We start from the raw sequence: 22,489 nt of genomic DNA, 5'->3' as shown, positions 1-22,489 counted from the left end.
AAGTGCTGCCCCGGCCTATCCCTCCGGGTTTTCGTCGAGAACCCGCTTTCACCGTGAAAGAGAAAGCGGATTTTCGACGAAAATTCGAGGCCTTGTGACCTGATATCCCAGGACCCTCCATGTTCGATTTCTGCGCCGATCCCAAAGCCATCGAGGGCCTTCAATGGGCCCTTTGCTATCTGACCTCGGCCAAGCATATCGACTTTTACTGGTCCTTCTTGACGGTCCTTGCCCTTCTGGCCATCACCGCCCCTGCGGCCCTTGCCATGGGCTTCCTGGGCGCCACGGCCGCGCGTTCGACGATCGCGCCGATTTCCTGGACGGGCCGCGCCTATATCTGGATGGTGCGCGGCGTGCCCGACATCATCTTCTTCCTTTTCTTCGTCATCGCACTGGACCAGGGGCTGGAATATCTCAAGCATCTGGCGGTCTGCCCTGCGGGCGATCCTTGGCCCTGGCAGGGCATGGAGTTCCGCGTCTGCGCCGATGCAAAGATCCCGCTCGGCAAATCCCCGGCCTTCATCCATCAGCTTTACGGATTCTTCCTGGCCGTCGTGACCTTCGCCATCGTCTTCGGTGCCTTCACCGCCAACGTGATCTATGGCGGGATGCAGGCCGTGCCCCGCGCGCAGCTCGAGACAGCCGAGGCCTATGGCATGTCGCGCGGCCAGGTCTTCCGCCGTGTCCTGATCCCCCAGATGTGGGTCTATGCCCTGCCCGGCCTCGGCAATCTCTGGATGATCCTGATCAAGGCCACACCCTTGCTGTTCCTGCTGGGAGTCAAGGACATCGTCTATTACGCGCGCGAGCTGGGCGGGTCGAAAACCCAAGCCTATGAATATCCGCATGGCGATTGGCGGCTCTACTACTTCTTTGGCCTGCTGCTCTTCTACCTTGTCTTCACCCGGATCTCGGAGCTCGGTATCGCCCGCCTGACCCGCCGCCTGAGCCATGGCCAGGCCACAGCGGGCGGCGAAGCCCTGCGAAAGGCTGCGGCATGACCATGACCTGCTGGGAAACCATCCAGGCCTATGGCCTGCGCTCGATCGGCATCGGCGAGAACCTTCTGCCGCGCTCGGATTTCACCCTCTGCCAGCAATTCACGCTGATCGGCTCGGGCCTGATCTGGAACCTCTATTTCGGCGTGCTGGCGCTGGCGGCCGGCTTCTTCCTTGCCAATGCGCTGGCACTTGCCCGCACCGCCCGCAGCCCTCTGATCCGCAAGCCGGCCGACTGGTTCGTCTTCGTCTTCCGCGGCTCGCCCCTCTTCATCCAGTTCTTCATCGCCTATGAAGCGCTGGTCATGCTGCCGAAGGGCGGGATCGACATCCTGGGCGTCCACCTGAACACCGCCTGGACCACCCGCGCCTGGGCTGGCGCGCTTCTGGTCCTGTTCCTGAACACCGCCGCCTATTCGGCCGAAATCTTCTCGGGCGCGCTGAAATCCATCCCGAAAGGCGATCTCGAGGCCGCCGAGGCCTATGGTCTGACCGGCTGGAAAAAGTTCATCCGCATTGAATGGCCCACCATGCTGCGGCTGGGCTGGCCCGCCTATACGAATGAGGCGATCTTCCTCTTCCACGCCACGACGTTGGTGTTCTTTTCCAGCTTCCCGGCCTTCCAACAAAAGGGCGACGCGCTGTATTACGCCAATTACTTTGCCGACAAGACCTTCAACCCCTTCATCCCCTATCCGATCGTCGCCTTCTACTTCATCCTGCTTACCCTGATCGTGACCGCGATCTACGGCGCGGTGAACCGCCGCCTCAACCGCCACCTGCCGTCGAACCAGAAAAGCAAAATCCGCTTGCGCCCGAACCTCATCCGGTAGTAGGCTAGATTTGATCAAATTATCCGGGCAGGGGCCCGGACCCACGCCAAAGTCGAAAAGAAGACGCGGGGGCAAGGCGATCAAAACAAGGGAAGGACCAAGGGCATGGTCCGAACTTGCGCAATCTGCGGGCCATGACGCGGCCCCGGGCGCGGGGGCCGTGCCTTTCCGCGTGATGCCATGAGCATGAAAGATTACCTGCGCAAGCACCCTGACGTCCGCACCATCCGGGTTGCGGCGGCAGATCTCAACGGCCAGGCGCGCGGCAAGCGCGTGCCGGCCCGTTTCGCCGACAAGGTCGTCAAGGACGGCACCCGCTTTCCGTTCTCCGTCCTCAACCTGGACATCTGGGGCGAGGATATCGATGACAGCCCGCTGGTCTTCGAACAGGGCGATGCCGATGGCGTGCTGAAACCCACGGAACGCGGCTTCATGCCGATGCCCTGGCTCGAGGCACCAACCGCCCTTCTGCCGATCTGGATGTTCCGTGAAAACGGCACCCCCTATGAGGGCGATCCCCGCCATGCCCTGCGGGCCGTGGTCGACCGCTTCAAGGCCAAGGGCCTGACCCCGGTCTGCGCGATGGAGCTGGAATTTTTCCTGATCGACGACTCGGGCAAGACCATGCAGGTTCCGGCCAGCCCCCGGTCGGGCAAGCGCCGCAAGGCCGCCGAGACCCTGTCGATCCGGGCGTTGGACGCGTTCGACAGCTTCTTTACCGATCTCTATGACGCCTGCGAGGCGATGGACATCCCGGCCGACACCACCACCTCGGAAACCGGCCTGGGACAGTTCGAGGTCAACCTGATGCATTGCGACGACGCGTTGCGCGCCGCCGATGACGCCTGGCTCTTCAAGATGCTGGTCAAGGGCCTGGCGCGCCGCCATGGCTTTGCCGCCAGCTTCATGGCCAAGCCCTATCAGGATTATTCCGGCTCGGGCCTGCACACGCATTTCTCGATCCTGGACGAGCGCGGCGACAATATCTTCGACAGCGGCGGCCCCAAGGGCACGGCGCAGCTGCGCCACGCGGTCGCGGGTTGCCTTGAGGCGATGCATGACTCGACGCTGCTTTTCGCGCCGCATCTGAACAGCTACGAACGCCTCGTGCCCGACAAGCATGCGCCGACGGCGATCTCCTGGGGCTATGAGAACCGCACCGCTGCGATCCGTATTCCGGCCGGCAACCCTGCGGCGCGCCGGATCGAGCATCGCGTCGCGGGGGGCGATGTGAACCCCTATCTCATGCTCGCCGCCATTCTGGGTGCCGCCCTATCAGGGCTGGAAGACGGCAACGAACCGCCACCGCCGGTGAGCGGTAACGCCTATGCGCTCGACCTGCCGCAGATCCCGGCAAGCTGGGAAGCGGCAATCGACGCCTTCGAACATTCCGACGTGCTCTATCGCTTCCTGCCCAAAGAGCTGATTCGCAACATGGTCCAGACCAAGCGGCAGGAGCTGCACTATCTGGCCGAGCTGTCGCCCGAGGAACAGGTCGAACTCTATCTCGACACGGTGTGATCCCACCACAAGGGGCCGCCGGCAAAGGATCGGCGGCCCCTGAAACAACGCGCTTGACCGGCCCCGGTCTCGCGCCCACCTTTTCTGCAATGACCGCACATTCTTCCGAGGACGACATGCTGATCGGCATCCTGCAAACCGGCGAATCCCCCGACGCGCTGCGCCCGGCGTTGGGCGACTACCCGGATTTCTTTGAGACGCTGCTGGCGGATCGCGGCCTGACCTTCCGGCGCTACCGCGTCATGTCGATGGATTTTCCGGCCAGCATCCACGATTGCGACGGCTGGCTGATCACCGGATCGCGCTTTGGCGCCTATGAGGATCACCCTTTCATCAAGCCGCTGGAAGAGTTCATCCGCGCCGCCTATGCGGGCCATGTGCCGGTCGTGGGCATCTGCTTTGGCCATCAGATCATCGCCCAGGCCATGGGCGGCAAGGTCGAGAAATTCTCCGGCGGCTGGTCGGTCGGCCCGACCGAATACGATTTCGGCGGGCAGAAGATCACGCTGAACGCCTGGCACCAGGATCAGGTGACGCAAAAGCCCGAGGCGGCCACGCGCATCGCCTCGACCGATTTCTGCCAAAACGCGGCGCTGCTTTACGATGACCGCATGTTCACCGTGCAGCCGCACCCCGAATTCACCGCCGATTTCGTGCAGGGTCTGATCGACAAGCGCGGCCGCGGCCTTGTCCCCGATGCCACGCTCGACGCCGCCGTCGCGCGGATCGACACCCCGCTTGACCGCGCTCCGATGGCCGACCGGATCGCCGCCTTCTTTCTGAACCACCAGACCACCACCGCAAACGGGGCCGAGAAGCTCCGCGCCTGACGGGCCGCGGGGGCCACCCCCCAAAACCAGTGTGACTCATGTCCAAATGGACCGACCAGCTGCCCGAGGCAGCCAAGGACTATATCGCCAATCGCCGCGTGGATGAGGTGGAATGCGTCATCGGCGACATTGCCGGTGTGGCGCGTGGCAAGGCCATGCCCGCCGCGAAATTCGCCAAGCAGACCAACTATTTCCTGCCGAACTCGATCTTCCTGCAAACGATCACCGGCGAATGGGCCGACAGCCCGTTCGACGCCTTCACCGAGCCGGATATGATCCTGGAACCCGACTGGTCCACCGCCACCGCGGCGCCCTGGACGGCGGATGTGACGCTTCAGGTGATCCATGACGCCAAGGATCAGCAGGGCAAGCTGATCGGCTATTCGCCGCGCAACGTGCTGCGCCGGATCATCGCGCTCTACGAGGCGCAGGGCTGGCGGCCCGTGGTCGCCCCTGAAATGGAATTCTTCCTGACCGCCCGCAACATCGACCCGAACCTGCCGGTCATTCCGCCCATGGGCCGCACCGGCCGCCGCGCGGCGGGCAAACAGGCTTATTCCATGTCGGCCGTCGATGAATACGGCAAGGTCATCGACGACATCTACGATTTCGCCGAGGCGCAGGGCCTGGAAATCGACGGCATCCTTCAGGAAGGCGGCGCGGGCCAGGTCGAGCTGAACCTCGCCCATGGCGACCCGGTCCGGCTGGCCGACGATGTGTTCTTCTTCAAACGCCTGATCCGCGAGGCGGCGCTGCGCCATGACTGTTTCGCCACGTTCATGGCCAAACCCATCGCGGGTGAGCCCGGCTCGGCCATGCATATCCACACTTCGGTCGTGGACACCAAGACCGGCAAGAACATCTTCTCCGGCCCCAAGGGCGTGGAAACCGAGGCCTTCAACCATTTCATCGGCGGGATGCAGAACCACATGGGCGCCGCCATCGCGCTGATGGCGCCCTATGTGAACTCCTACCGCCGCTACGTCCCCGATTTCGCCGCCCCCATCAACCTCGAATGGGGCCGCGACAACCGCACCACCGGACTGCGCGTGCCGATCTCTGGCTCGGCCGCGCGGCGGATCGAGAACCGGCTGCCGGGCATGGATTGCAACCCCTATCTCGGCATCGCGGCGACGTTGGCCTGCGGCTATCTCGGCCTGATGGAAAAGAAACCGGCGCGGCCGGAATTCACCGGCTCTGCCTATATCGACAGCGACGAGATCCCGGTGAACCTGGGCGACGCGCTGGACCTGCTCGATGAAGATGCGGCGCTGAAAGAGGTGATGGGGACCGATTTCATCAAGGTCTACAACTCGGTGAAGCGGAACGAATATAAGGAATTCCTTCAGGTCATCAGCCCCTGGGAGCGCGAGCATCTGCTCCTGAACGTCTGATGCGCCTGAATCTTCTTCATGCCAATGACCGGGCGGGGGAATACCCGCCCAGTTATTACGCCGCGACGGCCATGCCACTTGCGCCCTTCCCTGCGCTGCAAGGCGCGGTGCGGGCGGATGTCTGCATTGTCGGCGGCGGCTATACCGGCCTCTCCGCAGCGCTGCATTTGGCTGAACGCGGCCTGTCGGTGGTGCTGCTCGAGGCGCATCGGATGGGCTTTGGCGCCTCGGGGCGCAATGGCGGCCAGGTCGGATCTGGCCAGCGCCAGGATCAGGCCTGGATCGAAAAGACCGCCGGGCGCGAGACCGCCCGCAAGCTCTGGGACATGGCGCAGGATGCCAAGGCGCTGGTCAAGGACCTGATCACCCGCCATGCCATGCCGGTTGCCTGGAACCCGGGCATCGCCCATGCCTGCTGGACCGACGGCGAGGTGCGCGAGACACATCTTTACGCCGAAAAGCTGCAGCGCGACTATGGCTATGACCAGATCAGCCCGCTGGACCGCGCCGGCCTGCAAGCCCTGATCCCTTCGCCGGTCTACAAAGGCGGCGAATTGGATCGCGGCGCGGCGCATATCCACCCGTTGAACTTCGCGCTGGGTCTGGCCAAGGCCGCCGCAGCCACGGGGGCGCAGCTGCATGAACGCAGCGAGGTCTTGCGCATCGATGACGGCGCGCACCCCGTGGTCCATACAGCACAGGGCCGCGTGACCTGCGATCATGTCATCCTCGCGGGCAACGGCTATCTGGGCGGGCTGGAACCGCAGGTCGCGGCCAAGGTCATGCCGATCAACAATTTCATCCTTGCGACCGAACCCCTGGGCGACCGCGCGGTCGAAGTGCTGACGCAGAACATCGCCGTGCATGACACGAAATTCGTGGTCAATTACTGGCGCCTCAGCGAAGACAAGCGCCTGCTGTTCGGCGGTGGCGAAAGCTATGGCTACCGGTTCCCTGACATCGTCAAGACCGTCTCGAAGCCGATGCTGGAGGTCTATCCACATCTTCGCGGCGTCAAGATCGACCATGCCTGGGGCGGAACCCTGGCGATCACGCTGAACCGGATGCCCTGTTTCACGCGGGTTCGCCCCAATGTGCTGTCCGCCTCGGGCTATTCCGGCCATGGCGTCGCGCTGGCGACGATGGCGGGCAAGCTTCTGGCCGAGGCGACCGCCAGCCAGTCTGCGGGCTTCGATCTGATGGCCAGCCTGCCCCAGCCGCGCTTTCCCGGCGGCGCCGCGCTGCGCTGGCCGCTGCTGGTGCTGGCGATGACCTGGTATTCGACCCGCGACCGTCTGGGCCTCTGACGCCGTGCCGGGGGCGCTTCACCCCCCCGAGGTCCTGCCACACTCGACTCCGGTCCCGTTCCGGCGCATATCTGGCCGATGTCCCTGCCGCCCGGATTCCTCGACGAGCTTCGCACCCGTGTCACTTTGTCCTCCGTCGTCGGGCGGAAGGTCACTTGGGACATGCGCAAGTCGAACATGGCCAAGGGCGATTTCTGGGCACCCTGCCCGTTCCACCAAGAAAAATCCGCGTCTTTTCATGTGGATGACCGCAAGGGGTTTTACTATTGCTTCGGTTGCCACGCCAAAGGCGACGCGTTGGGATTTGTGAAAGAGGTCGAAAACCTATCCTTCATGGAAGCGGTCGAGGTTCTGGCGCGCGAGGCCGGGATGCAGATGCCCGCCCGCGATCCGCAAGCCGCCGAACGGGCCGACCGGCGCACCGAATTACAGCAGGTGATGGAAGAGGCGGTCCGTTTCTACCGGCTGCAACTCAAGACCGCAGCCGGGGCGCAGGCGCGCAGCTATCTGACGCAGAAGCGCCGCCTGTCGGAAGCCGCGTGGGAACGGTGGGAGATCGGCTGGGCGCCGGACAATGCCCAGGCGGTGATCGAGGCTCTGGCGCAAAAGGGCTTTTCGCAGGATCTTATGATCGCTTCGGGCGTGGTCGCCCGCTCCGACTCGGGGCGGCTTTACGACCGTTTCCACAGCCGCATCATCTTTCCGATCCGCGACGCGCGCGGCCGGGCGATCAGCCTGGGGGGCCGCTCGCTCGACCCCAATGCGCGGGCCAAATACCTCAACGGCCCCGAGACCGAGCTGTTCGACAAGGGCCGCAACCTGTTCAACCACGCGCCCGCGCGCGAGGCGGCGGGCAAAGGCAAGCCGCTGATCGTGGCCGAAGGCTATATGGATGTGATCGCGCTGTCCGAAGCGGGGTTCACCGCCGCCGTGGCGCCCCTGGGCACCGCCGTTACCGAAGATCAGTTACGCCTGATCTGGCGCATCTCGGACGAGCCCCTGATCGCGCTGGATGGCGACACCGCCGGCATCCGCGCCGGGCTGCGGGTGGTCGATCTGGCCCTGCCGTTGCTCGAGGCCGGCAAGGGCCTGCGCTTCGCGCTGCTGCCCGGCGGACAGGACCCGGACGATCTGATCAAGGCCGAGGGCGCGCCCGCGATGCAGGCCGTCCTCGATACCGCGCAGCCGATGGTGCGGCTTTTGTGGCAGCGCGAAACCGAGGGCCGCGATTTCGACAGTCCCGAACGCCGCGCCGCCCTGGACAAGACGCTGCGCGCGGCGCTCAAGCGCATCGCCGACCCCTCGATCCGCGCCCATTATGGCGAGGCGATCAAGGAATTGCGTCAGGAACTGTTCGGCGCCAACCGCCGCGCCGCAGCCCTGCGCGGCACCTCGCCGCGCGGGCAAGGCTTCCGCCCCGGACGGTTCGCCCCGCCGGCCCCGGCGCTGGCCTCGACCCGCGCCTCGGTCCTGGCCACCTCGGCCCGCGCACCCGAAGAAAGCCTGCGCGAGGCGGTGATCCTTGCCGTCCTGCTGCGCTTCCCCGAGCTGGTCACGCGCTTCGAATCCGCGCTTGAACGGCTGGAACTGACCTCCGAAGACCATACCCGCCTGCGCAACCTTCTCTTGACCCATGCCCATACCGCCGATTGCGCCGATCTGGTGGCCGCCGACAGCCCCGCCGCCCTTGACCGGCTGCAAGCCAATCCCCATGTCCGCATCGCCCCGGCGTTGCAGCCGCGGGCGGATGCCGAATTCGCCGCCGCCTGTGTTGAGACCGATCTCGCCAGCCTGCTGGCGCTACGCGCCCATCGCAACGAACTGGCCGAAGCCGAGGAAGATGTGGCCCATCTGGCCGATGAGGGCCTGACCTGGCGGCTGTCCAAGGCAGCCGAAGCTCGCCATGCCGCCGCACGCGGGCCGCAGGAACAGAAGTCCGAGGGGCTGATCGCCCCCAATGGAGTTGAACTGGATCGCGCAGAACTTGAGCGCGCCCGCCGCTTGCGCGACTCGATCGACTTCTCCAAGGGCGGACGCAACCGCCCGTAAACTGATTCGGGGTTCATCTCCCCGTGATTCGAGATATTGATTCGTCAGCTCTCTCGTGATTCGCTGACAGACCGAAGGAATGCCCATGGCCCTGAAGGACACCGACGACGTCAAGCCAGAGACCGAAGACGCGGAACTCTCGCTCGACATGAGCCAGGCCGCGGTCCGGAAGATGATCGCCGATGCACGCGAGCGCGGCTTCATCACCATGGCCCAGCTCAACGCCGTTCTGCCCTCGGACAGCTCTTCCTCTGACCAGATCGAAGACATCCTCGCGATGCTAGACGAAATGGGCATCCGCGTCGCCGAAGAGGATGAAGAGGCCGAGGAAGGCGAGACGCCGGTTTCCGGCGATCTGGTCGAAACCTCCTCCTCGCGCGAAATCGCGCTGGCCGGGGCTGCCTCGGAAACGCTCGACCGCACCGATGATCCGGTGCGCATGTATCTGCGTGAGATGGGTTCGGTCGAACTTCTGTCGCGCGAGGGCGAGATCGCCATCGCCAAGCGGATCGAGGCCGGGCGCAACACCATGATCGCGGGCCTGTGCGAAAGCCCGCTGACCTTCCAGGCCATCACGATCTGGCGCGACGAACTTCTGTCCGAGGAAATCCTCCTGCGCGACGTGATCGACCTTGAAACCACCTTCGGACGCAGCCTGGATGGCGATGAGGATCTGGAAGGCCCGCCGATCGAGGGCATGGATCTTGAAGGCGCCTCCCCCGCCGCCGCGCCGCGCCGCGCCTCGAGCGCCGAGCCGGAGCTGGATGCCGACGGCAACCCGATCCTGCGCGAAGATGCCGAGGACGATGACGAGGAAGGGTCGAACCTTTCCCTCGCCGCGATGGAAGCCGCGCTGAAGCCCAAGGTTCTGGAAACCCTGGCCATCGTCGCGCGCGATTACGGCAAGCTGGCCGAGATGCAGGAAAGCCGCATGAATGCGACGCTCTCCTCGACCAGCCGCTACTCCGCCGCCGAGGAAGCCGCCTACCAGAAGCTGCGGTCAGAGATCGTGCTGCTGGTCAACGAGCTGCACCTGAACAATTCGCGCATCGAAGCGCTGATCGACCAGCTTTACGGCATAAACAAGCGGATCATGTCGATCAATTCGAACATGGTGAAGCTGGCCGATGCCGCGCGGATCAACCGCCGCGAATTCATCGACGAATATCAAGGTTACGAACTGGACCCGACCTGGATCGACCGCATGGCCTCCAAGGCCGGGCGCGGCTGGCAGGTCCTGTTCGAGAAGTCGCGCAGCCAGGTGCTCGATCTGCGCGCCGAAATGGCCCAGGTCTCGCAATATGTCGGCGTCGACATCGCCGAATTCCGCCGGATCGTGAACCAGGTCCAGAAGGGCGAGAAAGAAGCCCGCCAGGCCAAGAAGGAAATGGTCGAGGCCAACCTACGCCTCGTGATCTCCATCGCCAAGAAATACACCAACCGCGGCTTGCAATTCCTTGATCTTATTCAGGAAGGCAATATCGGCCTGATGAAGGCGGTCGACAAATTCGAATACCGCCGCGGCTACAAATTCTCGACCTACGCGACCTGGTGGATCCGCCAGGCGATCACGCGGTCCATTGCCGACCAGGCCCGCACGATCCGTATCCCGGTCCATATGATCGAGACGATCAACAAGTTGGTGCGCACCGGCCGCCAGATGCTGCATGAAATCGGCCGCGAACCCACGCCCGAGGAACTGGCCGAGAAACTCCAGATGCCGCTGGAAAAGGTCCGCAAGGTGATGAAGATCGCCAAGGAACCGATCTCGCTGGAGACGCCGATCGGCGATGAGGAAGACAGCCAGCTTGGCGATTTCATCGAGGACAAGAACGCGATCCTGCCGCTGGAATCCGCCATTCAGGAAAACCTGAAGGAAACCACGACGCGGGTGCTCGCCTCGCTGACCCCGCGCGAGGAACGCGTGCTGCGCATGCGCTTCGGCATCGGGATGAACACCGACCACACGCTTGAGGAAGTCGGCCAGCAGTTCAGCGTGACCCGCGAACGGATCCGCCAGATCGAGGCCAAGGCGCTGCGCAAGCTGAAGCATCCAAGCCGGTCGCGCAAGCTGCGCAGCTTCCTGGATCAATGAGGAGCCGGGCTTGAATATCACGGACCTGCGCGACGAAATCGTCGCAGCCGGGGCAAAAGAAGCCTTCGACACCCTTGTCGAAGGCTTTTCCGCGCCGGGCGCCTTCTTCCTCCACCCCCATGAGCAGGGTTTCAAGAACACCCTGCGCATCCATCGCGGTGAAGAGTTCTGCCTGGCCCTGGCCCCCCATGCTGACTGGGTTCTGGCCTATATCCGCAAGCCGGAACTGCGCCGTGGCCATCTGGACGCTGACGCCGTCACGGCGCTTTTTCCCACCGCCCGCCTGACGGGCAAGGGCGAAATCACGCTTCGGATCGAGGATGCGGCAACCGCCGGGCGCTGGCTCGAAATGATCCGCGCGGCGGGATAGGAGGTCTCATGTCCTGGCTTTCGCGCCTGTTTGGCGGCAGATCCGACGCAAATCCCGCGCCCAAGGCCGCGGGGACCGAGATCTACAAGGAGTTCGCCATCACGCCGGCCCCGCTGCGCGAAGGCGCCGTCTATCGCGTCGCCGCGCGGATCGAAAAGGATGGCAAGACCCACCAGCTTGTCCGCGCCGACACGATGGCCTCGCTGGAAGAGGCGACCGCCTTCTCGCTGGCCAAGGCCAAGCAGATGATCGACCAGAATGGCGACAGGATGTTTGGCTGACGTTGGCCAAATGCACAGGGCTGATGCGAACCGTTACGGGCGGCAGGCGGGGCAAGGCGCGGATCCTCATCGCTGCTGGCATTGCTGATCCGTCCGGGAACCACCCGCCGCCCCTGCCGTTGACCTGACGACCCCAACCGCAGGAGACGGTCATGGCTACCAAACCCAGCGTCAAACCCGGCACCCAGACCGCGCAGCCGCGCGGCGAGAAGGGGATGCCAAAGCCCAGCGCCAAGCCCTTGTCGGAAGAGAACAAGGAAACCCGCAAGGGCGGAAAGTAACGGACCGACATACCGCAGGCGGCGCAAGGGCTTTCCCGATCTTGCGCCCCTTCCCCTTTGCAACGCAGTCTGCAGGCAACCCGGACCCCGAACCCGAGACGCGCTATGTCCCTTCGCCCTCTCTCGCTTGGCCTCGCCACGCTCTGCCTTGTCCTTGCGCCCCTGTCCGCCCAGGCTGATTGCCCCACGGCCGAAGCCACGGTCTTCTCGTGCCAGATCGGCAAGAAGACCCTCACCCTCTGCCATTGGAAGGGCGCACTGACCTATTCCTACGGGGTCGCGGGCAAGCCCGATCTGACCATCGCCGAGCCGCTTGAAAGCGTCGCCTACACGCCGTGGCCCGGCATCGGCAGCAGCATCTGGGAAACCGTCGCCTTCCAGAACCAGGGCTACATATACGAAGTCTGGACCTCGATCGAACGCGACCCCGACAGCACGCAGCCCCTGCAAGGCGGCGTCAATGTCCTCAAGGGCGAAGCGCTTCAGGCGCAACTGACCTGCGACACCGGTACGGCGTCGAACCCGCTCGACGGAATCTACGCCTTGAAGGAAAGCATCGGCCAGTGCTGGGATTTCGACAGTCGCAGCTGGCAAGGCAGCTGCAACTAGACGTCAGGCGGGCGGCGGGTCGAGCCCTTCCCAGGCGACACCCATGGCCAGAATGCAGGATTGGCCCGAAACCCAGTTCTGCACCAGGGTCCAGTCGCCCTTCTCATCTGCCCAGACCTCGATCACGGCCTCTTCGCTGCGCATCCCCATGCCGCGCAGCCGCGCGCCCTGCCCCTTTTCAAGCCGCTGCACCATCTCGGCCCGCGGCGCGCAGATCACCTCGGCAATCGGTCCACCCGCCCCGGCGGTACCGGCGAGAAACAGCAGCAGCAAAGACCCGAGTCGCGCATCCATGCATGGGACGGTAACATGGCCATGACAAAGCACAGGTTAAAACTTGCGGTCCCTCGCCCTACCCGCCTTTCATCTTGGTCCGCAATGCTGCGGCGAGTGCGCCTATGGTCGTGGCATCGGCTCACGAGCCATCGGCGAGAGCGAGGCATAGCCCCGTCCCGTACAGCCGTGCAAAACCGGTCCTTCTGCTGCTAAGCCAGATTGGCCTTGAAGAAATCGACCGTCCGCCCCCAGGCAAGCTCTGCCGCCGCCGCGTCATAGCGGGGGGTCGAGTCATTGTGGAAACCGTGGTTCACGCCCTCATAGATATAGGCCTCATAGCGCGTGCCCGCCGCCTTGAGCGCGGCCTCATAGGCGGGCCAGCCCTCATTGATCCGCTCATCCAGACCCGCATAATGGATCAAGAGCGGGCATTTGATCTTCGGCACATCCTCGGCCTTGGGCTGGCGGCCATAGAAAGGCACCGCCCCGCCCAGTTCGGGAAAGGCAACCGCGCAGGCGTTGGCAACACCGCCGCCATAGCAGAAGCCCGTCACACCGACCTTGCCGGTCGCGCCCTCATGCGCCAGAAGCCATTCGACCCCTGCAAAGAAATCGTTCATCAGCTTGGCCGGATCGACCGTCGCCTGCAACTCGCGGCCCTTCTCGTCATTGCCCGGATAGCCGCCAACCGAGGTCAGCCCGTCCGGCGCAAGCGCCAGGAAGCCCGCCTTGGCCAGACGCCGGGCGACGTCCTCGATATAGGGGTTCAGGCCGCGATTCTCATGCGCCACCAGCACGGCAGGCAGTTTGCCCGCCGCCGCGGCCGGCTTCACCAGGTAGGCGCGCACCTCGCCATTGCCTTGCGGCGAGGGGTAGGTGACGTAGTCCGCCACGATCTCCGGGTCGTTGAAGCTTACCTGCTCGGCCAGCGCGTAATCGGGCGACAGCATCGACAAGATCGCCGTCGCCGTCAGCCCACCGACAGCAAACTTTCCCGCCCGGTCCAGAAACTCGCGCTTGCTGATCCGGCCATGGGCGTAGAAATCATACAGTTCCAGCAATTCCTGGTCGAAATCCTTGGCGGTCATCCGTGTCATCGCATCTCTCCCCGTTGCATGTTCTGCGCAAGTCTAGGCAGAAAACCCTAGAACCCGGCGTCACAGCGGCGTGAGTCTTGCCCGCCACACCCCTCCCTCCAGATGCGGTAGGCGCAAATTCCCCTTTGCCCAGATGCAGGCGCCTCTCCTATAGTCGGTGGCAATCACGGGGGCACACCCCCGGACTCTGAGGCAGGCCAATAACAAAAAGCAAGGAGGGGGCGATGCGCTGCCCATTCTGCGGCAATATCGACACCCAGGTGAAGGACTCGCGCCCCGCCGAAGATCACGTCTCGATCCGGAGGCGGCGCTTTTGCCCGGCCTGTGGCGGGCGCTTCACCACCTATGAGCGCGTGCAGTTGCGCGACCTCGTGGTGATCAAGTCTTCGGGCAAGCGCGAGGATTTCGACCGCGACAAGCTGGAGCGCGCGATCCGCATCGCCATGCAGAAACGCCCGATCGACCCAGAACGCATCGACCAGATGATCTCGGGCATTGTGCGGCGGCTGGAAAGCCTGGGCGAAACCGACATCCCGTCCAAGCAGATCGGCGATATCGTCATGGAAAGCTTGGCCCGCATCGATACCGTGGCCTATGTGCGATTTGCCAGCGTTTACAAGAACTTCCAGGCTGCGGGCGATTTCGACCGCTTCGTGAGCGAACTGCGCCCGGGCGAAAAGCCCGAAGAGTGAGCGGCAGTCTGACAGATAGGGACCATATGGCCCATGCCCTGCGCCTTGCCGCGCGGGGCCTTGGGCGCAGCTGGCCCAACCCGTCTGTCGGTTGTGTCCTTGTGAAAGAGGGCCGGGTCATCGGCCGCGGCACCACTGCGCCGGGCGGCCGCCCCCATGCCGAACGCATCGCGCTGGCCCAGGCCGGTGCGGCAGCCCGCGGCGCCACGGCCTATGTCACGCTGGAACCCTGCGCCCATCACGGCAAGACCAGCCCCTGCGCCGAGGCTCTGGTGACGGCGGGCGTCACCCGTGTCGTCACCGCCCTGACCGATCCCGACCCGCGCGTTGCGGGCGGCGGCCATGCCATCCTGCGCGCGGCGGGCATCGCCGTAACCGAAGGCGTCATGGCGGATCAGGCCGCCCGCGTGACCCAGGGCTTCCTCAAGCGGGTGACGCGGGGCCTGCCCTTCGTGACGCTGAAACTCGCCGCCTCGCTGGATGCCCGCACCGCGATGGCCAGCGGCGAAAGCCGCTGGATCACCGGGTCCGAGGCCCGCGCCCATGTCCATCTTCTGCGCCTGACCCATGACGCGGTGCTGGTCGGCGGTGCCACGGCCCGCGCCGATGATCCCGATCTGACCGTGCGCCATCTGGGCGGCACAGCCCAGCCGCTGCGCGTTGTCCTTGACAGCCGCCTGACCCATTCGCCCGACAGCCGCCTTGGCCGCAGCGCCGGGACGCATCCGGTCTGGCTTTTGCACAGCGACGCCGCCCCCGAGGCGAACCGCCGCGCCTGGAAGGCTGCGGGGGCAAGGCTGCTGCCCTGCCCCGCCACCTCCGAGGGTCGCCTCGATCTGCCCGCCGCCTTCCGGCTCTTGGCGCAGGAAGGGCTGACCCGCATCCTGGTCGAAGCCGGGGCCACGCTGGCGGCGGCCTTGGTCAAGGACGGCCTCGCCGACGACCTTGCGCTTTACAGCGCCGGCCGCCTGCTGGGGGCCGAAGCCCGCCCGCTTCTGGGTGGCCTGGGCATCGCGGCCCTGGCCGACACGCCGCGCCTGACCCTGCGCGAGACCCGCCAGATCGGGCCCGACCAGTTCAGCCTCTGGTCTTTCTGACCGGCGCGCTCAAGGCTTTGGCGGCAGGCCGCAAGCCCCCGCCGCTACCAATGCCCGGTATTGCCCATGCTGGCCCAGGGTTCCTGCGGCGGCAGCGCGGTGCCCATTTGCAGGATCTCGACCGAGATATTGTCGGGCGAGCGCACGAAAGCCATGCGGCCATCCCGCGGCGGACGGTTGATCAGCACACCATTCTCCTGAAGATGCGCGCAGAAGGCGTAGATATCCTCGACCTCATAGGCCAGATGGCCGAAATGACGGCTGTCGCTGGGCAAGCCCTCATCGCCATCCCAGTTATAGGTCAGTTCGACCGGGCAATCCGGCTGGCCGGGCGGCGCCATGAACACCAGCGTAAACCGCCCCGCCTCGCTTTCATGCCGCCGCGTCTCTTGCAGACCCAGAAGCTCATAGAAGGCGATGGATTTCTCCAGGTCCAGAACCCGGACCATGGTGTGAAGATATCTGATCTGCATGGGCAAGCCCTCCTTTTCGACCTACCCTAACCGATCGGGCGGGGAAGCAAAGCGTCGCAGCGGCGGAAGCCGCTAGAAGGAGGATTCGATGCGCAATCCGATCCCGGCAGCCTCGCCACTGTAGCGACTGACATTCGAGCGGGTCTTGCTTGCTTCCAACGACAGCACCGGCTCGAATCCGTAAAGGCCCAGCTTTGGCATCGCGAGTTCAAGACTGGCCGAGAGCGACAGATCCTGCCGACCGCTATCGTTGAAGATGCCGCTGAAAAAGACCGGGTAGTCGCGTGCCGTGGCGTCCAGCTCGCCCGAAATCTCCATCCCGGCCACGGGCTTGCCCAGAGCATAGCGCAGGCTCGCGCCGATCTTGCGGTTCTCCTGGTTCTCGTCTTCCGAGATTGTCTGGCCCAGTTCCAGCTTCACCGCCAGCAGATCGCCGCCCTTCAGCCGGTGTTGATATCCCGCATCCAGTGTGAAGGCGGTCGCCGCCGGGCTGGGGCCTGCGAGCCACTGCCGCTCGAGCGAGAATCCGAACCGGGTCTGGCTCCGGCTGTCCAGCGCCGTGATCAGCGAAAAATCGGCGCGCGCCCGGTCGGCATAGCGATCCCCCGCCAGAAAGCTCGTGCCGAAGGTGATACCCGCCGACAGAAGACGGTCCTGCCCCAGGGCGCGTTTGTGCAAAAGGAACAGATCGAAGCCCGCATTCGAGAAATCCGAGGCTTTTGCATCGGGCGCCTTGTCCTTGGCCGCGTCAGACAGGCTGACCGCGCGGTCATAGGCCTTGAACCCGATCTCGGTCGGCGCCGCCGCGGTCCCGGCAATACGATAGCGCAGCGCCATATTGGCAGTGATCTCGATGCCGGAAAGCGCCATGGCCGAGGGATCGAAATAGAACCAGGTCGGATGGCCGTCGATGGTCAGCAGATCGTCTTCCGCGCCTTGATTGACGTTGTCGGAAGGTTTGACCGACAGCACAAGATCAAAGCGCAGGCGGCTGATGCTGCGCAGGGCCAGGAAATCGGCGACGGTCGCGGCTTCGGCCTCGGGTCCTGGCGCCACCTGGATCGCGCGCCGCAACCAGTATTTCGCGGCCCAGGTCTGACTCAGATCGACCGAGGCCCGCGCTGCCAGCCGTGCGGCGGTGAATTTGCCCTTCTTGTCGGGCGCAAGGTGGAACGACCGCCGCGCCACCTGGCGCGCGGCCTGCGGCTCATGGGTGGCCAGCCCCACCGCCGCCAGCACCGCCAGCGCGGTGGCGTTCTTGGGTTCTTCGTTCAGCACCGCCAACGCGAGCATCCGCGCCAGTTCGACCTGCCCCAAGCTGAAGGCGGTCTGCGCCGTCTGGGCAAGATCGCCGATCTCTTCGGCGCGGGCCTGCTGAACCAGACAGCAGGCCGTGGCCAGTGCGAAAATGAACCGGCGGATCACTGAGGACAGGGCAAGGGATCGCCCGGGGCGCAGCGGTCGGCGACGAAGATGCCGCGTTCAAGCAGGTCGTTGTTGCCCTTTTCGGGTCCAACCTCGATGGCGCCCGCGACCGCCGTGGCGCCGGTCCCCCCGAAGGCGCCACCATAGGTGCCCGAGGGCGACTTGTCGGCGAAGACAACTGTGCCGCCAAAGGTGCCATCAGCCTTGATCTCGGTGATCTGCAGGAAAAGATCGGCCATGGTTTCGCTGGTATCCACCACCTGCCGGTTGCGGATGCCGCCTTCGACCGAATTGTTGGTGAAGTCGGCATTCAGCAGGACGTCGCCTTCCACGCGATAGGCCTGGATCGGGTTGAACGGCGCCCCGGGGCCAGGGACGGCCGCGCCCCGGTTCTGGATGCCGACGTAATTGCCCTTGTAGCTGGCAAGCCCGCCCGCCTGCGGCTTGACGAAGCCGTCAGCCTGGTAGGTCGACCCCCAGACCATCTCGGTGAACTGACCGCTGCCCAGAACCCCCGCTGTCGCATCGCCGCTGGCCGAAGTCGCCAGAAGCGCGACGAACAGCCGGTTCGAGCTGGTTTCCCGATAGGTGAAGGCCTTGTATCCGGGCGTATCCAGCGTCGGGGCACGATCAAAGGTCGCGGTCACCGGGCTTGCGTCCAGCGGATCGATCACCGCGGTCAGCGCGCCATTGCCGCCGGCCCCGCCGTTCGGATTGTAGGAAACGCTCTGCAGATTGCCCTTCAACGCCGCCGGAATTGTGCCCGTGCCCGGGGTCTCGCCACCGCCGCCATCCGTGCCCTCGGTGAAGGGATTGCCGCCGCACCCCGCCAGCAAACCGGCGCATAGTAGAGCGGAAAGAATGCGTCGTGCCATGGCCTCACACCTGCGAAGTTACAACAATCCACAGCAGGATTGCCGTCAAAGCCCTTGTAAGTCAAAGCGGAAACGGATTGTCCACAGGTTTCGCCCGACCCGTTGCCGCCCCGCATCACGCTTGATCCTGCGCTTTGCCCTCACCTCCATACAAGATATGGTTATACCCGACTCATTGTGACGCAAGAAAGGCCACGCCCCATGTCCCTGACGCCCGACCAGATGGCCGAGATCGAAGCCGCCCGTTCCACGCCGCGTCCGACGTTGCGGGCCGTGTCCGAGGGGATGGAGGCGCATCTCTACCGCGCCACGCCGGTGCTGGATCACGGCTTCATCCGGGTGATCGACTATATGGGTGACGATGCTGCCATCGTCCAGGCCGCCCGCGTCTCCTATGGCGCCGGGACCAAGCATGTCTCGAATGACGAAGGGCTGATCCGCTATCTCATGCGGCACTGGCACTCGACCCCGTTCGAGATGTGCGAGGTCAAGCTGCATGTGAAACTGCCGGTCTTCGTCGCCCGCCAGTGGATTCGCCACCGCACCGCCAACGTCAACGAATATTCGGCGCGCTATTCGATCCTTGACCGCGAATTCTACATCCCCGCGCCCGAGCAACTGGCCGCGCAATCCACAGTGAACAACCAGGGTCGGGGCGAGGTTCTGACCGGGGCCGAGGCCGCGCGGGTGCTGGAATTGCTGAAATCCGACGCCAACCGCAGCTATGACCATTACGAGGCGATGCTGTCGCAGGATGGCCAGCAGGGCCTGGCGCGCGAACTGGCCCGCATGAACCTGCCCGCCAATGTCTATACGCAATGGTATTGGAAGGTGGATCTGCACAACCTCTTCCACTTCCTCCGCCTGCGCGCCGATGCCCATGCTCAATACGAAATCCGCGTCTATGCCGAGGCGATTGCCCAAGCGGTCAAGGATTGGGTGCCTTTGGCCTTCGCGGCCTTCGAGGATTACCGCATGGGCGGCGTGACGCTGAGCGCCAAGGCGATTGCGGTGTTGAAACGGCGTCTGGCGGGGGAGACGGTGGGGCAGGAAAGCTCTGGCATGTCGAAGGGCGAGTGGCGGGAGTTTGTGGAGGTTTGGGGGTAGGTCGGGCCTCGCCCCGCCTCTCCGCTCTCCCCCCCGGGGCAAGGGGCCCCCAGAGCCGCTTCTGCCAGTTCGGCGCCTCGTTACCGCGCCGAACATCCGAACGCCTGCCGCAACACCTCCACATGCCGCACTAGCGTATCCGCTCCCCGGTCCACCAGATTGACCGTGAAGAAGACGTAAGCGCCGGGAATCGTTGGACGGATATGTCGCGACATGCTGTCACCCTGCCTCGGACAGGATTTACACGCGGCAGCACCCGCAGGATTTGCCGAACTCCATATTCAATATACATTTCAACACAGATCCCCGGACACCGCCCCCATGACCCGCCTCCTCACCCCCCATATCGCCACGATCACCGAGCTGCGCGAGCCGCATAAGGTTCTGGAACGCGCGGGCGGCAAGCCGGTGGCGATCCTCAAGAATTCCGCCGTGGTCGCCTATCTTGTCCCCGAGGCGGCGGTGGACACGGGCGCGCATCGTGTGGCCACACGTGAAGAAGTGATGGCCTATATCGATGCCAGCCGCGGACGGGTGCAGCCTGTCCTGGACTACTTGAAGGACAAATGACCTACGTCCTTCTGTCGGTCGAACTGGTCGACGACCTGCATAACGCCATCCTGAATCCGGGCGAACTTCCGGGCCGGGCGCAGGACAAATCACTCGATGCAGCGCTTGCCCGGGTCGACAACCGCTTGGCCTACGGCATGGTAAACGACATCTTCGACCTTGCCGGCGCTTATGCGGTCGCCCTCGCGCGGGGCCTTTGCTTCAATGATGGCAACACGCGCACCGCTTTTCGGGTGATGGATGCCTGCCTTGTGCTGAATGGCATCACGACCCTCTGGAACACCGAAGAAATTGGCCAGATCATCATCCGCTGCGCGCAAGGCCTGATGGAAGGCGGCGATCTGGCCGACTGGCTGCGCAGGAAAGCGGAAAAGGACGCAGCGGCCCCGCCCCCGGTTTCCAGAGGGCGGGCGCTTCCTTACACCCCGGCATCCACCCGAATCTGCCGCACCTGATCGGCAGTCAGATAGCCGGTGACCGTCGCACCCTCGTCGCGCTGCCAGGCGGCAATCGCGTTGCGGGTGTTGCGGCCGAAGACACCGTCGGTGCCATAGGTGCTGTAGCCCAGCCGGGTCAGGCCGCGCTGGATGCCGACCTTTTCCGATACGGTCAGCCCCAGCAGGCTTTCCTCCAGCGCGGCATTGCTGGCGCCCTCGCTGGGCGGCGGAGTGACCGTGCCGGCCTGCTTGGCGATCAGCGTCACTTGCGCCCCGGTCACATAGCCGGTCTGGGTCTGCTTGTTCGCTTTCTGCCAGGCCGAGATCGCCGCACGGGTGCGGCTGCCCCAAAGACCGTCGGCCACGCCTGTATTGTAGCCGATCTTGGTCAGCTGGCTCTGGATCGTGATGCGCTGGCTGCGCGTCAGGCCCAGTTGCGCCTCGGTCTCGGCCGCGGTCAGCACGCCGCCCGGGGGCGGATTTCCGGGCGGGGTCACCACCGCACCGCCATCGAGCAGCGTTTCAAGTTGCGCCTGTGTCAGATAGCCGGTGCCGGTCTGGCCGCTGTCGCGCTGCCAGGCGAGAATCGCCGACCGGGTGTTGCGGCCCCAGACACCATCGGCGCCATAGGTGCTGTAGCCCAGCCGGGTCAGTTGGCGCTGCACCGCGACGCGCTGGCTGAAGGTGATGCCCAGGCGCGCCTCGATCTGGGCGGCGGTGGCGGCGCCCGGCTCGGCCGTGCCGCCCAGCCGCGCAATGGCATTCTGCGCATTCACCCGGTAGATGCCGTCCGGGAACTTGGCCAGATAATCGCGATAGGCCGCGATCGTATTGGCCTCGCGCGCCGCGATATAGGCGTTCTTGTCCAGTTCTTGCCGGATCAGCGATTGCGCGACGCCCGAGACGACATCGCCGATATCGGTCTGCGCCCGGACGGGTGCGGTGAAGGCAAGCCCGGTCGCAAGGCCGGTCGCCAGAAGAAGGGGCTTGGAAAGGCTGCGCATGATCTGTCGCTTCCTGATAGAGGGCCGAAACGGCCACAGGGATTTGCGATCACAACGCCTCAGCAAGAAAACGGTTTCATATCCAGCCGCAGCCCCCTTTGCGACCCGGACCAAATATGTTAACAGACGATGAATTTACCTGGGCCAAGTGGTTGATTTTGCTTGCGCCCAGCCCATGTCTCAGCGTGAGACACGCCCTCGCCCTGGAAAGGCCCCTCCATGATCCTCTACGGCATCCCGACCTGCGATACCTGCAAGAAGGCGCTCAAGGCGCTCGAGCGCGCGGGCCGGGACGTGGCCTTCCGCGACATCCGCGCAGAGCCTCTGACTCCGGCGGAAATTGCCGAGATCGTGGGCGAATTCGGCGATGCTGCGGTGAACCGGCAGTCCACCACCTATCGCGGCTTCAATGACTTTCTCAAGGCCTCGGATCCCGAGGCACAGATCGCGGCCCAGCCGACGGTGATGAAGCGGCCCGTCATCAAGGCGGACCGCTGGTATCTTGGCTGGGATGCGAAGACCGAAGCCGCGCTGACGGCCTAGGTCCGCCTAAAGCAGCTTCAGCTCGCCTGCCGACTGCTTCCCGTCACGGCCCGACAGCAATTCGTAGCCGATTTTCTGATTGTCGTTGAGGCCCTTGAGCCCGGCACGCTCGACCGCCGAGATATGCACGAACACGTCCTTGCCACCGTCATCCGGCGCAATGAACCCGTAGCCTTTCGTCGCGTTGAACCACTTCACGGTGCCCGTCGGCATTCCGTCTCTCCCCATTCGAAACTTCCCGTCGGCGTCATTGCCCCGGGCGTAGCCGCCAGGTCTTTCGGCCTTTCGTCAGAGAGAGGCAGTCAGAAAGTCTGTCGTTACTGCG

General features: G+C 64.6%; 25 protein-coding genes. 18 read left to right on the top strand and 7 right to left on the bottom strand.

Annotation, left to right across the window (positions count from 1 at the left end; genetic code table 11):
* Window positions 1-119: 119 nt before the first annotated feature.
* The 12 genes from ACED67_RS18455 (at window position 120) to ACED67_RS18400 (ending at window position 12,568) form a co-directional block, all read left to right on the top strand.
* Complete coding sequence (locus ACED67_RS18455) at window positions 120-1,001, top strand: ABC transporter permease (RefSeq protein WP_395543191.1); 882 nt, start codon at window positions 120-122, stop codon at window positions 999-1,001.
* A 2-nt stretch (window positions 1,002-1,003) separates the two neighbouring features.
* Window positions 1,004-1,831: an ABC transporter permease gene (locus ACED67_RS18450; RefSeq protein ID WP_395543294.1), complete on the top strand. Its 828-nt coding sequence runs from the start codon at window positions 1,004-1,006 to the stop codon at window positions 1,829-1,831.
* A gap of 186 nt (window positions 1,832-2,017) precedes the next feature.
* Complete coding sequence (locus tag ACED67_RS18445; RefSeq protein WP_395543190.1) at window positions 2,018-3,352, top strand: glutamine synthetase family protein; 1,335 nt, start codon at window positions 2,018-2,020, stop codon at window positions 3,350-3,352.
* Between the two features lie 116 nt (window positions 3,353-3,468).
* A complete protein-coding gene (locus tag ACED67_RS18440) occupies window positions 3,469-4,182 on the top strand; it encodes a type 1 glutamine amidotransferase (RefSeq protein ID WP_395543293.1) in 714 nt (237 codons plus the stop codon).
* 38 nt (window positions 4,183-4,220) lie between these two features.
* Window positions 4,221-5,576 carry a glutamine synthetase family protein gene (locus ACED67_RS18435; protein ID WP_395543189.1) on the top strand — a complete coding sequence of 452 codons (1,356 nt, stop codon included), beginning with the start codon at window positions 4,221-4,223 and terminating at the stop codon, window positions 5,574-5,576.
* 5 nt (window positions 5,577-5,581) lie between these two features.
* Window positions 5,582-6,883, top strand: coding sequence for an NAD(P)/FAD-dependent oxidoreductase (locus tag ACED67_RS18430; protein WP_395543292.1), 1,302 nt, complete (start codon window positions 5,582-5,584; stop codon window positions 6,881-6,883).
* Between the two features lie 78 nt (window positions 6,884-6,961).
* Window positions 6,962-8,932 carry a DNA primase gene (gene dnaG / locus ACED67_RS18425; RefSeq protein ID WP_395543188.1) on the top strand — a complete coding sequence of 657 codons (1,971 nt, stop codon included), beginning with the start codon at window positions 6,962-6,964 and terminating at the stop codon, window positions 8,930-8,932.
* Between the two features lie 85 nt (window positions 8,933-9,017).
* Window positions 9,018-11,027 carry an RNA polymerase sigma factor RpoD gene (gene rpoD / locus ACED67_RS18420; protein WP_395543187.1) on the top strand — a complete coding sequence of 670 codons (2,010 nt, stop codon included), beginning with the start codon at window positions 9,018-9,020 and terminating at the stop codon, window positions 11,025-11,027.
* A 10-nt stretch (window positions 11,028-11,037) separates the two neighbouring features.
* On the top strand, window positions 11,038-11,397 hold the full coding sequence (locus tag ACED67_RS18415) for a hypothetical protein (protein WP_395543186.1): 360 nt from the start codon (window positions 11,038-11,040) through the stop codon (window positions 11,395-11,397).
* An 8-nt stretch (window positions 11,398-11,405) separates the two neighbouring features.
* Window positions 11,406-11,678 carry an HlyU family transcriptional regulator gene (locus ACED67_RS18410; protein WP_395543185.1) on the top strand — a complete coding sequence of 91 codons (273 nt, stop codon included), beginning with the start codon at window positions 11,406-11,408 and terminating at the stop codon, window positions 11,676-11,678.
* Window positions 11,679-11,830: 152 nt separating this feature from the next.
* Window positions 11,831-11,959 (top strand): hypothetical protein, encoded by a 129-nt coding sequence (locus ACED67_RS18405; RefSeq protein WP_395543184.1) that lies wholly within the window; start codon window positions 11,831-11,833, stop codon window positions 11,957-11,959.
* Window positions 11,960-12,064: 105 nt separating this feature from the next.
* Window positions 12,065-12,568, top strand: a complete 504-nt coding sequence (locus ACED67_RS18400) for a hypothetical protein (protein WP_395543183.1) — start codon at window positions 12,065-12,067, stop codon at window positions 12,566-12,568.
* 3 nt (window positions 12,569-12,571) lie between these two features.
* Here the strand turns inward: ACED67_RS18400 and ACED67_RS18395 are convergent, their stop codons facing one another.
* Together ACED67_RS18395 and yghX are read right to left on the bottom strand one after the other, a co-directional pair.
* On the bottom strand, window positions 12,572-12,862 hold the full coding sequence (locus tag ACED67_RS18395) for a hypothetical protein (protein WP_395543182.1): 291 nt from the start codon (window positions 12,860-12,862) through the stop codon (window positions 12,572-12,574).
* 191 nt (window positions 12,863-13,053) lie between these two features.
* Window positions 13,054-13,941 carry a YghX family hydrolase gene (yghX, locus tag ACED67_RS18390; protein WP_395543181.1) on the bottom strand — a complete coding sequence of 296 codons (888 nt, stop codon included), beginning with the start codon at window positions 13,939-13,941 and terminating at the stop codon, window positions 13,054-13,056.
* Between the two features lie 224 nt (window positions 13,942-14,165).
* On the opposite strand from yghX, the gene nrdR reads away from it, so the two are divergent.
* Together nrdR and ribD are read left to right on the top strand one after the other, a co-directional pair.
* A complete protein-coding gene (nrdR, locus tag ACED67_RS18385; protein WP_225027060.1) occupies window positions 14,166-14,633 on the top strand; it encodes a transcriptional regulator NrdR in 468 nt (155 codons plus the stop codon).
* Between the two features lie 26 nt (window positions 14,634-14,659).
* Window positions 14,660-15,730 (top strand): bifunctional diaminohydroxyphosphoribosylaminopyrimidine deaminase/5-amino-6-(5-phosphoribosylamino)uracil reductase RibD, encoded by a 1,071-nt coding sequence (gene ribD / locus ACED67_RS18380; RefSeq protein WP_395543180.1) that lies wholly within the window; start codon window positions 14,660-14,662, stop codon window positions 15,728-15,730.
* 44 nt (window positions 15,731-15,774) lie between these two features.
* Here the strand turns inward: ribD and ACED67_RS18375 are convergent, their stop codons facing one another.
* The 3 genes from ACED67_RS18375 to ACED67_RS18365 all read right to left on the bottom strand — a co-directional run bounded on the left by ACED67_RS18375 (window position 15,775) and on the right by ACED67_RS18365 (window position 18,503).
* Complete coding sequence (locus ACED67_RS18375; RefSeq protein ID WP_395543179.1) at window positions 15,775-16,203, bottom strand: VOC family protein; 429 nt, start codon at window positions 16,201-16,203, stop codon at window positions 15,775-15,777.
* 72 nt (window positions 16,204-16,275) lie between these two features.
* Window positions 16,276-17,628, bottom strand: a complete 1,353-nt coding sequence (locus ACED67_RS18370; protein WP_395543178.1) for a surface lipoprotein assembly modifier — start codon at window positions 17,626-17,628, stop codon at window positions 16,276-16,278.
* Window positions 17,625-18,503: a hypothetical protein gene (locus tag ACED67_RS18365; protein WP_395543177.1), complete on the bottom strand. Its 879-nt coding sequence runs from the start codon at window positions 18,501-18,503 to the stop codon at window positions 17,625-17,627. Before ACED67_RS18365 ends, ACED67_RS18370 begins: the two co-directional genes overlap by 4 nt.
* Before the next feature lie 201 nt (window positions 18,504-18,704).
* Here ACED67_RS18365 and thyX point away from each other — a divergent pair, with 201 nt between their 5' ends.
* The 3 genes from thyX (at window position 18,705) to ACED67_RS18350 (ending at window position 20,635) form a co-directional block, all read left to right on the top strand.
* Window positions 18,705-19,610 (top strand): FAD-dependent thymidylate synthase, encoded by a 906-nt coding sequence (thyX, locus tag ACED67_RS18360; protein WP_395543176.1) that lies wholly within the window; start codon window positions 18,705-18,707, stop codon window positions 19,608-19,610.
* Between the two features lie 321 nt (window positions 19,611-19,931).
* Window positions 19,932-20,180, top strand: a complete 249-nt coding sequence (locus ACED67_RS18355) for a hypothetical protein (RefSeq protein WP_395543175.1) — start codon at window positions 19,932-19,934, stop codon at window positions 20,178-20,180.
* Window positions 20,177-20,635: a type II toxin-antitoxin system death-on-curing family toxin gene (locus tag ACED67_RS18350; RefSeq protein WP_395543174.1), complete on the top strand. Its 459-nt coding sequence runs from the start codon at window positions 20,177-20,179 to the stop codon at window positions 20,633-20,635. Before ACED67_RS18355 ends, ACED67_RS18350 begins: the two co-directional genes overlap by 4 nt.
* Here ACED67_RS18350 and ACED67_RS18345 read toward each other — a convergent pair.
* Window positions 20,599-21,621, bottom strand: coding sequence for a peptidoglycan-binding domain-containing protein (locus ACED67_RS18345; protein ID WP_395543173.1), 1,023 nt, complete (start codon window positions 21,619-21,621; stop codon window positions 20,599-20,601). The genes ACED67_RS18350 and ACED67_RS18345 overlap by 37 nt on opposite strands.
* A gap of 219 nt (window positions 21,622-21,840) precedes the next feature.
* Between ACED67_RS18345 and ACED67_RS18340 the strand changes: the two genes are divergently transcribed.
* Complete coding sequence (locus tag ACED67_RS18340) at window positions 21,841-22,164, top strand: arsenate reductase family protein (protein WP_395543172.1); 324 nt, start codon at window positions 21,841-21,843, stop codon at window positions 22,162-22,164.
* Window positions 22,165-22,170: 6 nt separating this feature from the next.
* Here ACED67_RS18340 and ACED67_RS18335 read toward each other — a convergent pair whose 3' ends face one another.
* Window positions 22,171-22,377, bottom strand: a complete 207-nt coding sequence (locus ACED67_RS18335) for a cold-shock protein (protein ID WP_395543171.1) — start codon at window positions 22,375-22,377, stop codon at window positions 22,171-22,173.
* Between the last annotated feature and the right edge of the window lie 112 nt (window positions 22,378-22,489).

This window comes from Neotabrizicola paludis (assembly GCF_044142105.1).
In the GTDB taxonomy this organism is placed as follows: domain Bacteria; phylum Pseudomonadota; class Alphaproteobacteria; order Rhodobacterales; family Rhodobacteraceae; genus Pseudogemmobacter.
This window is presented reverse-complemented; position numbering and strand designations above follow the sequence as displayed.